At 59.8% G+C, this 12,604-nt stretch carries 12 protein-coding genes; 7 read left to right on the top strand and 5 right to left on the bottom strand.

Annotated elements, in window-relative coordinates:
- From ACESMT_RS04560 to pseI, 3 genes are all read left to right on the top strand, one after another.
- On the top strand, positions 1-488 hold a 488-nt coding region (locus tag ACESMT_RS04560), incomplete at its 5' end, for a glycosyltransferase (RefSeq protein ID WP_372825387.1).
- Complete coding sequence (locus ACESMT_RS04555; protein WP_372825386.1) at positions 478-1,014, top strand: GNAT family N-acetyltransferase; 537 nt, start codon at positions 478-480, stop codon at positions 1,012-1,014. The genes ACESMT_RS04560 and ACESMT_RS04555, both read left to right, overlap by 11 nt.
- A 14-nt stretch (positions 1,015-1,028) precedes the next feature.
- Positions 1,029-2,105, top strand: coding sequence for a pseudaminic acid synthase (gene pseI, locus ACESMT_RS04550; protein WP_372825385.1), 1,077 nt, complete (start codon positions 1,029-1,031; stop codon positions 2,103-2,105).
- A gap of 59 nt (positions 2,106-2,164) precedes the next feature.
- Here the strand turns inward: pseI and ACESMT_RS04545 are convergent, their stop codons facing one another.
- The 3 genes from ACESMT_RS04545 to ACESMT_RS04535 form a co-directional block, all read right to left on the bottom strand.
- Entirely contained in the window at positions 2,165-3,535 is a 1,371-nt protein-coding gene (locus tag ACESMT_RS04545; protein ID WP_372825384.1) for a hypothetical protein, read from the bottom strand.
- A 449-nt stretch (positions 3,536-3,984) separates the two neighbouring features.
- Positions 3,985-5,124, bottom strand: a complete 1,140-nt coding sequence (locus ACESMT_RS04540; protein ID WP_372825383.1) for a hypothetical protein — start codon at positions 5,122-5,124, stop codon at positions 3,985-3,987.
- A 179-nt stretch (positions 5,125-5,303) separates the two neighbouring features.
- Positions 5,304-5,717, bottom strand: a complete 414-nt coding sequence (locus ACESMT_RS04535) for a Gfo/Idh/MocA family protein (protein ID WP_372825382.1) — start codon at positions 5,715-5,717, stop codon at positions 5,304-5,306.
- Between the two features lie 78 nt (positions 5,718-5,795).
- On the opposite strand from ACESMT_RS04535, the gene ACESMT_RS04530 reads away from it, so the two are divergent.
- The 4 genes from ACESMT_RS04530 (at position 5,796) to ACESMT_RS04515 (ending at position 10,439) form a co-directional block, all read left to right on the top strand.
- Positions 5,796-6,911 carry a histidinol-phosphate transaminase gene (locus ACESMT_RS04530; RefSeq protein ID WP_372825381.1) on the top strand — a complete coding sequence of 372 codons (1,116 nt, stop codon included), beginning with the start codon at positions 5,796-5,798 and terminating at the stop codon, positions 6,909-6,911.
- Between the two features lie 21 nt (positions 6,912-6,932).
- Positions 6,933-8,048: a Gfo/Idh/MocA family protein gene (locus tag ACESMT_RS04525; RefSeq protein ID WP_372825380.1), complete on the top strand. Its 1,116-nt coding sequence runs from the start codon at positions 6,933-6,935 to the stop codon at positions 8,046-8,048.
- On the top strand, positions 7,987-8,814 hold the full coding sequence (gene kdsB, locus ACESMT_RS04520) for a 3-deoxy-manno-octulosonate cytidylyltransferase (RefSeq protein ID WP_372825379.1): 828 nt from the start codon (positions 7,987-7,989) through the stop codon (positions 8,812-8,814). Before ACESMT_RS04525 ends, kdsB begins: the two co-directional genes overlap by 62 nt.
- A gap of 770 nt (positions 8,815-9,584) precedes the next feature.
- Positions 9,585-10,439 carry a glycosyltransferase gene (locus tag ACESMT_RS04515; RefSeq protein ID WP_372825388.1) on the top strand — a complete coding sequence of 285 codons (855 nt, stop codon included), beginning with the start codon at positions 9,585-9,587 and terminating at the stop codon, positions 10,437-10,439.
- A gap of 202 nt (positions 10,440-10,641) precedes the next feature.
- Here ACESMT_RS04515 and ACESMT_RS04510 read toward each other — a convergent pair whose 3' ends face one another.
- Both ACESMT_RS04510 and ACESMT_RS04505 read right to left on the bottom strand, forming a co-directional pair.
- Positions 10,642-11,682 carry a glycosyltransferase family 2 protein gene (locus tag ACESMT_RS04510; RefSeq protein WP_372825378.1) on the bottom strand — a complete coding sequence of 347 codons (1,041 nt, stop codon included), beginning with the start codon at positions 11,680-11,682 and terminating at the stop codon, positions 10,642-10,644.
- 370 nt (positions 11,683-12,052) lie between these two features.
- Positions 12,053-12,604 (bottom strand): glycosyltransferase family 4 protein (locus ACESMT_RS04505; RefSeq protein ID WP_372825377.1); only part of this gene is annotated, 552 nt, incomplete at its 5' end.

Below are 12,604 nucleotides of genomic sequence, written 5' to 3'. Positions count from 1 at the left end.
TCGGTGGCGTTGATGGAGCCAACGGCACAGCGCTCGCGCTAGGCGCGCTCGACGCGCTCGATAGCAAAGGAAGCTTTGTGGACGTCGTCATAGGGGCGCGCCACCCCGACCGCGACGGCATCGTCGAGCATTGCCGCAATCAAGGGTATCTGTGCCATGTGCAGACATCTGAGATCGCGAATCTGATGGATGCCGCTGATCTGGCGATAGGGGCCGGTGGTGCATCATCGTGGGAGCGGTGCATCGTTGGCTTACCGACTGTAATCGTCGTTACGGCAGAGAACCAAGCCCTCATTGCGACGGAACTCGCTGAGAGAGGAGCGGCGGTAAATCTCGGACCGATTGCAACCGTTTCAGCCACCATGATCGCCGACAACATTCACGGTCTTCAACAGGATCCACGGCGGCTGAAGCAGATGTCTCAGGCTGCATACGGGCTGCTCAACGATCGAACCGACGTCTCAGAACTGATCTACCGTGGCTGCTAAGCCCGACCAGTTCTCCCTGCGCCCACTGCTGGAAGTTGATGAGGGCCTCATCCGCACGTGGCGCAATTCGGACCCTGTCCGGATGCACATGTTCAGCCCTGAGCTAATCGCGGCGAAGGAGCATCAGCGGTGGTTTGCTAACGCGCTCGCTGGCGACTCCAATCGGTACCGCGTCCTGGTATTCGGTGGCAGTCCACTCGGATTCGTTTCGTTCTCGCCCGTCGCCGATACAGGCGACACATGGTCATGGGGTCTGTATATCGGTAACCCGGATGCCCCAAGAGGGTCCGGGTCGGCGCTCGGTAGCCTGGCTCTTGACCACGCATTTAGCGAGCTCGGCGCCCGTACGGTCGTATCCGAAGCTATGGCTGACAATAAGGGGGCGCTCGCGCTCTACAGTCGTCTTGGATTCGTTCGGACCGGCATGCGTCAGGTCACGCGCCGCAGCTCATCGGATCCAGAAGACGTCGTAATACTCGCGATCTCTCGCAGTGAGTGGTCCTCATCAGAGACTCCGCCTGACTAGTACGATTCAGCGTTATGCGTGACGACATCGTTATCGCCGGCAGGCGCCTGAGCGCAGAGTTTCCGCCGCTCGTCATCGCAGAGCTATCGGGGAACCACAACCGGTCGCTCGAGCGGGCGCTAATGCTCGTTGACGCCGCGGCTGATTCAGGTGCTCACGCGTTAAAGCTCCAGACCTATACGGCCGACACGATGACGCTGGATATCAATGAGGGCGCCTTCATGATCGACAACCCGCAGAGCCTGTGGAACGGTCGATCACTCTACGATCTGTACGACGAGGCTCACACACCGTGGGAGTGGCACGCCGAGATCTTCGAACGCGCGGTCTCTCTCGGAATGATCCCTTTCAGTACGCCGTTCGACGAAACTGCGGTTGACTTCCTTGACCAACTTGAATCGCCGCTCTACAAGATCGCCTCGTTCGAGATCGTCGATCTCCCGCTGATCCGCCGCGTCGCCGCGACTGGCAAACCACTAATCATTTCTACCGGCATGGCCTCATTGCAGGAGATCGATGACGCCGTCTCTGCCGCCGCGAGCGAGGGAAACACGGAAGTAATCCTGCTGAAGTGCACGAGTAGTTACCCGGCGCTGGCGTCTGATCTCAATCTGGCCACAATTCCCGAACTACGCGCCAAATTCGGCTGCCAAGTTGGCCTCTCGGACCATACTGGCGACAACGTCGCGGCCGTTATGAGCGTCGCCCTCGGCGCCGTGGTGATCGAGAAGCACCTGACGCTTGATCGTTCTGAGGGCGGCGTTGACAGCGCCTTCTCGGTTGAGCCTGCCGAGTTCGCGTCACTCGTGCGCGACGTGCATAGCGCATGGGAATCGCGCGGAAGCGTGCACTTCGGAGTGTCGGCGGCCGAGGAGGGTTCTTTGCAGTTCCGGCGGTCGCTCTACTGCGTCGCCGACATAAAACGTGGCGAGGTGTTCACCACCTCGAACGTCAGGGCGATCCGGCCAGGGGATGGGCTTCCCCCTGATCGCATCGGGGACGTAATCGGGGCACGAGCAGCGTGCGATGTTGCTCGTGGGACGCCGCTATGTGGTGACCAGATAAGCGCCGCTGCGGATGCAGGTGTGTAAGTGCAGAATTGGCTCAGCTGAGAGACTTCGCGCCATTAACCGGGGGCAGCGCAGCGGGGTCATCTCGCCGGCGTTGCGCCTTCGTCTCTAAGACGATTCGGTTGTCGCGGATGGTCCAAAGCGGAAGCGTCGCTGTGATGTCGAGTCGGAAGGTATGGCGCCCGTGCTAGGGGATCGGGTAACTCGAACTCTCCGCCGGTCATGATTGCGTCGCAGATGAAGTCAAGAAAGTGATCGACACCTGGCTTCAGACTTTCGGCTGAGACGGGCACGCGCCCCGCAGCGCCGTGAGGCAGCCGCTCGATCTGCGGGAAGCTAACCATCAGCCGGAAGAAGAATGCAAAGGCGTACCTGCGCGCTAGAGCTATCTGCTCGTCGCTCAGCGCAGGCGGAAAGCTTTGAAGCAGGTCTCCCAGCTGCCCTGCGTCGTCTAGATCGACCGTGAATCCGCGCCGACTGTAGTGGACATTCGAAGCGACAATTACCGGTCGTCCTCGCAGCGCTGCCTCCAAACCAGCCGTCGTTGCGTAGGACAAGACCAAGTTACTGGCGTCAATCAGCCCATACGTATTGAGCTCATCCTCGGGTCCTACGAACCTAACGTTCGCGGGCATGTCAGCGATCAGGTCCCTGAGCGCTGGCTCCACCGGTTCGTCTGTGCCCCACTTGGTCTCAGCCGGATGGCTTCGGATTATCAGGGTGGCCTGCGGCACGTCGCGGATCTTGCGTACCGCGTCTTCGACAAAATTGATCATTGATGAATAAACTGACTCAGCGCCAGCAAAGGCAGTATCCCAAGGGATGTTCGTCAGAAGACTAACGATCCTGTCTCCCTCTGGGACCTCGAATGCACTTCGAATATTGGCCGGATCCTCTGCAGAGAATCCGTACGATTCGTGCGCACCGCGCCCGCCACTACGGTCCAACATCATCGTATCGAGAGCTTGGCTTTGATCTGGCGAGAGTGCTTTGTCGCGGGTTGCCGCCCAGATCCTGTCCATTTGAAATTGCGGCGCGAAGCCACTTTGTGAGAAAACGAGCGCACCGTTGCGGGGGGCAATTTCATACGTAGGTACTCGGATACCTCTGGCGATCGCAGCGGCCCGCATCCCGCGGTCCGCGGCGAACATGCCATTCACCATAAACAAAGCCTCTGGCTGGCAGCGATCGAATATTGCCTGCGCAGCTTCGTAGGCGCCCGAAGCAGCCACGGCGTTGTCTGCCAGCACTGTCCGGCTGAGCTTGTGGTTCTCAAGTGATCCGGATTTTAGCCGCCAGATTGTGCTTGCGACGGCCGCAGCGCTCGGGTCGAACTCTGGCTCGTGCGACGGCGCCTCCGCCGGTGCATCTCGAGGGTTGTCACCCCACGGCAGGTAAGTCGCCAGTCTTTCGTGCTGTAGCCCGCTCGCCTCGGCCAAATTGTTGGTCATCCACGCGCAGCGGTCACATGGGCGTGGGTAGGCCTGTCGGGGCCATCCCTGTTCACAGGCGGGCAGACCTCCGCCACAGGTTACGAGAGTAACGTCCGCGCCGCGCAGGCGCAGGGCCTGGGCGATGACGAACTCGTAGGCGTTGTGGTCCGCCCAGCCGCGCAGCGCGCAGACGACAATTCGTGGCCTTGGTTTGAGGTGCCCGCGGTCCGGCGTTCCTTCGACCGACTTGGCTAGCTTGCTGAGTTTATGGAGCGCCGCGGCGCGGCGTAGAAAAAGGCGGTCAGCTGGAAGGCGAATCCGCGCTGCCAACCGATCGAACCACCCGGCATTGCGGCTGCTGGGGATCCCGATCGGAGAAAGAAGCTGACGCAACCTTGTCGCGAACGCCCGGGCATGTTGGGTGGTGAGGTTTGGATTTGGCAAGGTCAGCTACCTACGCGTTCAGCTTACCGGCGCAGCGATGGGACGGCTTTAGCGATGCGCTCAATCAGCCGCCGGCGCCCGCGCCGTAAGCTCGTGTGCTTCCAACTTGGCTCAGAGAGGAGGCTAGAGCGGCGGGCTAAAGCCGCGGGGCAGACCGATTCCGAGTAGCGTTCGATGAATGCAGATGTGGATTCGAGGGCTCGGCGGGAGGCATCCCCATCGATTGGTCCTAGGTACTCGTCAACGATTCGATCGGCTGCTTGTGCCTCAGTCTGGCTCATGCAGGCCCCTCGAGCGCCCTCTACCGCGCTTACAAAGTCGTCGGGGTCGGATACCACTACGACGGGGCCTTCCCAGGACGGGAACGGTATGAGCTCTTCGCACAAGCGGTGAGCCTCTGGGTCCCAGCCTGTGTACACGACAGGGCGACCCAGCGTTAGCGCTTCTATCAGTGCTGTCGTTTGGAAGCCAACCACGACATCGGAGGTGACAATTAGTTCTCGGGCGTCGGCACGGGCTGCCACAAACTCAACTGAGCCCTTGGGTAAGTCGCGGACGGCCGTTTCCATTCTGCGGTGCTCTTCACCGCACAGCTGCTGTGGGTGCGGCTTGATCTTGATCTTCCACCCTCTTCGCGCGAGCTGCCACAACCTGTCTTCTGTCTGCCGGTGCAATGGCCCCCAAGCTTCGGCGCCGTGCTCTCCCGTGGCGCCACTCGGATGGTAGGCCGAAAGCTCGTACGAAAAGAATAGTGCCGTCGGCTGGCTATCTTTCCGCTGCGGCCACAGCTCAGGGTGCCTGTAGTAGTCGAAGCGGGGCTGGCCTGTTACGTCAACGCGCTCAGCGTCGTAGCCACACCGCTCCCAGAACTCGCGATTGCGTTTACTGCAGCATGTCATCCAGTCCGCGAGCGGTGGCGCCCAGCGGCGGACTGCCTTGGAATGCTCATTCATCGTCGAGTCCGAGATTGTTGTCTCTTTCTGAATGACGACAAATGGGACCCCAAGCTGGTGGCATGCTTCGGGAGCATCCCTAACGTAGAAGAATGTGTCGGAAGGTGCGACGAGCGCGTCGAACGGCCACGCCCGGTATTCGCTCCGGAGGATTGAGTTAAGTGCGTGCGCCCATCGCTTCCTCTCCCGCTCGTAACGCGGGTCAGCCATGGATTCCAATCCCGACGCTGCAGAGGCAGGAAGAATCCTTAGCGCTGCCTGGCGCAGGTAAGCGAAGTCGAGCGTCTTGATTGAGGTTTCAGCTCCGCACGCAAGCTGGGGGGCGGCAATGTCATGGCTGAAAAAATGGTCCAAAACGAGTAGCCGCATGCCGTTCCTACTGTTCCTGCTCATCCTAGGGAATCTTCGGGCTTCGCTTCGCTTGGGGCGCCGCCTCGCTCATCAAGGATCGCCTGCCGCTGCGCGGGTCGCTGGCGCTCGACTTCTATGACGTTGGCGATGTCAGTCAGCGTCCGGCCAGGAGGCTTCTCACAGAAGACGTGAAGGCCACGCTCGAGGCCGGCAATCGTAGCCTCGGCGGCTAGATCATTGGGCAGACAGACGAAGAGGACGTCCAGATCTTCGCTGAGCAGCGCCTCGTAGTCGGCGTGGAGCCGAACTCTCTCCTTTGGCGGACCTAAGTCGTCGACTGAACGGTCGCACACTGCGATGCACTCGAGGCTGGGATGAGCGTCGATGCAGGCCTTTCTGCGTCGTCCGACAACTCCGAACCCAGCGATACCAGCTTTCAGTTTTGTCGCCACGAAAGGCTATGTTAGTGCAGTTCTTACTGACCGTACGCCGTGCCTGATGTCGCCTATTGAGGAGCTTGGGGGTGCAAGATGCTGGAAGCAGATGATGGCATTTCGCAGCACAGCTTCGTTCCCCAACCATCCAGTCAGATCGCTGCGGCGGGACTGCAACGTCCCAACTCTCGAGCGGCCATGCCGCGTCCAGTCACGCCGATGTATCTCGACAAGAATGAGAACCCGGACCCGCGCCTGCAGGCTTGGTACCAGACAATCCTTAACGAGCTCTCGCCAGTAAGTCTGTCCACGTACCCCGATTTGGGGCCGCTGTACGAGCAACTGTCGCGGTGGCTTGGAATCCCGCCTGAGCAGCTCTATTTGACGGCTGGTTGCGATGGTGCGATTGATCGGACGTTCGGCATTTTTGTGGCGCCAGGGGACAGGGTTCTACTGACTAAACCGACATTCGCGATGTATCCAATCTACGCCAGTGCATACGGTGCGAAGGTCGATTTTCTTAGCTACCGGCGCACAGATCTCGGCCCGGAGCTGCTTCTTGGCGCAGTGCTCGCGGCGATTGAGCAGAGAATGCCAAGGCTCTTCTGTCTGCCTAACCCCGACAGTCCTACCGGGACCGTCTTTACCGAAGATGACTTGCATGAGATTATCGAAACCTGTGGCCGCACAGGGACGATCCTCCTCGTTGACGAGGCCTACCATCCGTTCAGCGAAGTGACCGCGGCGGGCTTCACAGTTGCCAACCCGCACGTTCTAGTTGCACGGACCTTCTCCAAAGCTTGGGGCTTGGCGGGCCTGCGGATCGGGTACCTGATCGGTCATCCCGAAACCGTGGAGTGGTTCCATCGGACGCGGCCAATGTACGAGGTCGGCGGCTTTGCCGATGCATTCTTACGTCGAGCGATTGCCGAGCCATCGCAGATGCTGGAATCGGTCGCACGTCTAAATCAGGGGCGTGATTATTTTGCCGCTGCCATGACCGAGCTGGGGTTTCCGTGCCTGCCCAGCGGTGGTAACTTCGTTCACGTGGAATTTGGCGAGCGCGCTGAGGACGTCCATGCCGCGCTGGCCGGTTTTGTCCTTTACCGGGCAGACGGTAACGACACATGCCTAAGCGGTTACAGCAGGTTCTCAAGCGCGCCGGTAGAGTTGTTCGAGCCCGTGATTGAGACCGTTTCCACAGTGCTCTAGCAGGAGAGGACACGCGCGAGAATGAGTAGCGAATCTATTGGTGTGGCGCTGATCGGGTGTGGTCGTATAGCCGGCCACCACGCGCGTGCGGTAATGGCCACGGAAGGTCTGCACTTGGTTGCAGTATGCGACCTGCGAATCGATGCTGCTCAGACTTACGGGCAGGAGTTCTCGGTGCCTGCATACGATAACTACCGACAGATGCTTCGTGAACATCCAGACGTTGCGGTCGTCGCGATCATGACGCCCTCAGGGATGCATTACGAGCATGCCTGCGAGGTGATCGGCGAGTTCGGCAAGAGCGTGATCTTGGAGAAGCCAACCGTTCTCAAGAACTCTCAGCTGGGCGCCTTGTACGAGCAGGCCGATAGTCAGGGATTGAGCATCTTTCCGGTGTTTCAGAACCGCCATAATTCCGCAGTCCAGAGAGTGAAGACAGGCCTCCAGACGGATGAGCTTGGAGCGTTGCGAGCCTTTGCGGTGCGAGTCCGGTGGTGTAGGCCTCAGCGCTACTACGACCTTGCGCCTTGGCGTGGCACATTCGCTCTTGACGGAGGAGCATTAACCAACCAAGGGATCCATCACATAGATCTCCTGCGTCATCTAGGCGGAGAGGTCAGGCGCGTCTCAGCGAAACTCGGCACGATGAGAGCAAACATCGAAGTGGAAGACACAGCCGTCGCGATCGTCGAGTTCGAGTCAGGCGCCCTTGGGACCTTGGAGGTCACGACTGCAGCCGAGCCGATCGACTATGAAGCGAGTGTTTCGCTGGTCTGCGCCAACGGCCTCGCCCAGATCGGCGGAATTGCCGTTAACGAACTCCAGACATATTCCCCTGCCGAGGACGACTGCGCAGCGTTCTCCGAGGACTTCTCAGAGTCAGTGTACGGCAATGGACACCGTAAGATTTACGCCCAGATCGAGGAGTGCCTCCGCGCTGGCACTGACTTTTCCGTTTCTCGGGCTGATGTTGAGGGGACAGTACGATTACTCAATGCGTTTTACGTCTCGGACGAGAACGACGGTTGGGTGGACCTAGCCGCAGGACTTGAAAGCGCCAGGCTGGGCAGAGCGGATGAGGAGCTCAGCGACCTCTACCGAACCCGAGAAGACTCGGCAATGGGGCCCGTGGAGTGACGCAACGGTGAGAACAATCGGGATCGTCCCCGCACGCATGGCCGCATCTAGGTTTCCAGGGAAACCGCTCTATCCAATCAATGGCAAGCCGATGTTGCAGCACGTTTTCGAGCGCGCGAGTATGTACGAGTGTTGGGACGAACTTGTGGTAGCGACGTGTGACGACGTCATCGCCGAGTTCGCTAAAACCAAGGGGTATCCAGTCCTCATGACTGGATCCCATCACGTCCGGGCGCTTGACCGCGTGGCTGAGGCGGCCGAGTTGTTGGGCGCCGATTCCGCGGCAGATGACATCGTGGTGTGCGTTCAGGCCGATGAACCGTTGCTGACCGCCGACATGTTCCCTGCGTTGATCGAGCCGTTGGTGTCCCGTGTTGACGTGCAGGCGACGGTCCTCGCCATGCAGATCGCAGATGAGGACCAATGGCGCAATCCTGACACTGTCAAGATCATCGCGAACGCAGCAGGTGAGGTCCTTTATACCAGCCGGGCGGCAGTTCCCTATAGCAAGGGAGGGTTCAGCCCGGAGATTGCCGCCCGAAGGATCTTTGGGCTCTTTGCGTTCCGCGCACCAGCGCTAAAGGCGTTCACTGAGTTCGAGGAGACGCGGCTGGAGAATCTGGAGGCATGCGATAGCAACCGAATCCTCGACATGGGGTTTCGCCAACACATAGCACCCTTTCCTGCCGTGCCGGCCTTCTCCGTCGATTCGCCTGAGGACGTCGTGTTGGTTGAGGCGGCACTTCGCGAACGCGATCAGACGTAGTTACCGTGGGAGCTGACGAGAACCAAACTCGATCGGCTATCTCATAGAAGTCCTGGCGGCGTGTAACACGGTGCAATCAGGGGTGCTGGGTGGGCATTTTGGATGACGACGCGGCGGCGAGCCGAGCGGCGACGCGAACGCTGCGAATTAACGCCCATGCCCGAACTGATCTGCTGGCCTGAGATACGACCACCAACTTCCTGAAGTGCGCGCGGGCGAGGCTTCTGGGCAGGGCCAAAGCATTGATCAAACTGCTCTTCGCAAGCTCGTCAGACGTTGACTTAGGAGAACCGTAGATGGCCGTCTTTCAGATACCGGCGCTTTTCGACCAACCAAGCGGACGCCTTGCAGCCAACCGCGAGGCTTCTCCAGCCCCATCTGAGTACTCAAAACGTGGAGCGCGGTCTCGACGTTTGTGAAGTTGGAGCTCAAATTATCAAGAAGCGTGCGTACGCAGCTTGCAGTGCGGTTCATTCGGCGTCCTATGTATGTCCCGACGCCGAATATCCTCGGCAGTCGCTTTCTGTGGCCGAGGTGCAGCGACACCACAGTCTGGCAAGCAGATGAGGTCTCGATGCCCGTCCTAAGCGCTGCGACGAGTAACTCGTCTAGTCGGCTTGCGCACGTCGCGGTGGTTAAGTGATGTATCGTCGACGCTAGATGGCTCTCTGCCGCGACAACGACTGGTCAGCGGTCGGCAGGTGGTTCCGTGAAGATATCCAAGCCACATGGATTAGCAGGTGGTGCTTTGGCCGCTGCTCCATCTCGTGATGTCAGTAGACACAAAGGACGTGACGGTAGTAATCGTCGTTTGCCCGTTAGATGACCATGCACTTGCGAGAGAAGTAGTAAACGCAACCTCTAATCAGAAACCAGCAGAAGTAGTCGTCGTAAGCTCGACTGAGAATTTCGAATTCGCTCGACGGATAGCGTCGATAGATGCCTTGAGGGTGGTGCGTGTGGAGCAGGAGACCCCGCTCGGTTTCGCGCGCAATTTGGGTGTGGAAACGTCGACAACCCGCTTCGTTGCTTTTCTTGATTCGGACGCCGTTCCTAGACCCGGTTGGCTTGAAGCTTTGTGCGCTCACCTAGGGGAGGATGATGTCGCAGCTGTTGGCGGCCCAGTGCTTCCGGTCTGGCCGGAGTCTAGGGCCCCGGTGCTGTTCCGCCATAGCGCATCGGCACAGCATTTTCTATCAATGTTTGACCTAGGTAACCAGACGATTAGCGTCTCGTGCGTTCTACCTGGGAATATGGCTATCGATAGAAAGGTGATGGAATCTTTGCCCTTCGACTCCGCGGCCGGGCGGCAGGTTGGTTCACTCATTGGGGCTGAGGAGATACCGATGATGATTCGTTCACGCGAGGCTGGTTACCAAGTCATCTATGAGCCTAGGTCCGTCGTCGATCATCACACTCGCAGCGACAGGATGAATTGGGCTTGGATGTGGCGTCGCGTCTTTGCCGCGGGCCGTGAAAGCGCTCGTCAGCGTGGGGTGCTCGAGCCCTTGCCTCGCCGGGATAGCATCACTGATGTGGCCTTTAAGGTAGTCGTCGCAGTTCCATATTGTCTTGGCAAGCTAGTAGAGATTGGATCTTTGCGTCTCTCGAAGGATCGGAAGTAGCCGCCGACACGCTGGTTAGCTCTTCGTACCCGACGCCGCTGGCGATCCTACAGTCGGCACCAAGCCCCAAGTTTGAGGACTGCTGGTCAGCACGTGGTCGTCAGGCCCAGTCCGGCGTTGCCGAGCTATTTCTTAGGGCACTTACAGGACGGCGGACTGCGCCATACATACGAGATGGTCTGACGGGCTCGGGTGAGTTGGTCTAGCGGTGATCGGCGACACGAGCGCAGCGCCTGAGCGCCCAGGCCGGCACAGATCTGCTGGTCGGGGAGGCAGCCACAAGCTTGCTCATGTAGGTGGGGTGCTCTTTGCAGCAGCGCCAAAGGAGCGATGCAAACCGCTCAGCACAAGCGCCCCGCAGGGCGTCTTCACGAAAGCACAGCAGCTCATTGTTTCGGCGCTGCAATTCGTCCAACCACCAGGCGGCGGCGATATATTCGTCCGGCGGTACCTGCCGCCCGTCTCGCTCGGTAATAAACATGTGGAGTGCGACCTCTGCGTCACTGAGGTTGAAGCCCAAGTTGTCGAGAAGCTCTAGGCGGGTCTTCCGCGCACCAACGATTTGCCGTTCCGCGCCCTGCACCGATGCCCCGGCCGAGTACTCGTAGATGCGGGCAAGGTTTTCCGGGACCATGACGATTTCGCCGAAGTGGTTCAGTTGAGTCCACATCTGATAATCCTCAGCTGGGGCGTACTCTTCACGAAAGGTCAGGTTGTTGGCACGGATCGACGCGGTGCGTGACATCACGGAGGACGTCCGAAGCATGTTCCGGAAGATCATCTTTGCTCGGAGATCTTCGCTGCCGGTGACGTCACGCTCGATGAATCTTCTAAGAAGCCGAGAGCCCTTCGATCCGTTGGACTCGGTCACGAACTCAACCCAAGTGCCGCAGAGGACCGCGCTCGGCCGGTTCGTTAGCCGATCGAACTGCTTGGCGACGCGCTTTGGATGAGCCCAGTCATCGCAGTCCAACCAAGCGATGTAGTTGCCAGCGCTTTCGTCGACGAGGCGGTCCCGTGTTGCCGCTAGTCCGCGGTTTCCGTCGTGGACGATCAATCGAATTCGCGGGTCACGAAAGCTTCGTACCAAGTCGACCGAATTGTCAGATGAGCCGTCATCAATCACTAGCAGTTCGATGTCCCTGAAAGTTTGATCCAAGGCACTGCTGACCGCCCGACTCAACGTTGCGGCTCCGTTGTAGACCGGCATCGCGATCGTTACTGACGGCACGCCGGGGACCATCCGTTCGAACTCATTCCTTGTAGCTCAGCCGCACGAGAGAGAGTTTCCAGCCGGACCAGATCTCTGGTCCAGGTCCCATCAGGCGTAGTGATCGCTGGGCGCGGAGTGGTCGATGGAAAAGCATCGATCTGTAGCTGGCGGACCAGCGAATCGTCGAGCGCGAAAGCGCACGGTGTCGGTAGGCCGGGGCCGAATAGCTTGGCGGTCGTTGGCCCCGCCGCCCGATGCGAGCGGGTACCCCCCCCCCCCCAGAAAGCCGGGCAGCCCAGCGATTGGGGCTTTTCTGCTCAGGCTCATCGACCTCGATTATCACATACGTGCTGACACCCGAGGTGGCTTCGGGCGTGAACGGCCGACTCTGCGCTTAGTACTAGCCTTTGACGAGGGCTTCTTCATACAGCCTGACGTGCGTTTGGGCGGTCTGCTCCCAGGTGAACCGAGCGGCGCGTTGCAATCCACGGGCCGTTAAGTCGGAGCGAAGCGTGTCGTCGCCGACAACCCGATCGATCGCTTCTACGAGAGCGTCAATGTCGCCCGGGTCGAACAGCAGGGCCCCATCACCGCAAACCTCGGCTATCGCACCGATATTCGAGGCAGCGACAGGGCAGCCGCAGGCCATCGCCTCCAGCGGCGGCAGCCCAAAGCCCTCGTAGAGGCTCGGGAATATCAGTGCCTGCGCGCCGCGAAGCAGCGGGGCGACTTGGTCGGCCGGCACGCGGCCAAGGTGATGGATCCGTTCGCTGGCGCCGCGCATCACTGCGGCGGTGTCGCCGCTGCCGGTGAGAACGAGGTGGAGGCTCGAGTCGTTGATCCGGCTGAAAGCGTCGAGCAGCAGCTTGTGGTTCTTGTGTGGCCAAGCATTGGCGGGGTAGTAGAGGTATCGCTCGGGCAGTCCCGGGAGCGATGGCGCGGGGCCGTCAGG

It is taken from the genome of Polaromonas sp., assembly GCF_041689105.1.
Lineage (GTDB): Bacteria > Pseudomonadota > Gammaproteobacteria > Burkholderiales > Burkholderiaceae_C > Polaromonas.
The sequence above is the reverse complement of the archived record's forward strand: the minus strand, read 5'-3'. Positions and strand labels throughout refer to the sequence as shown.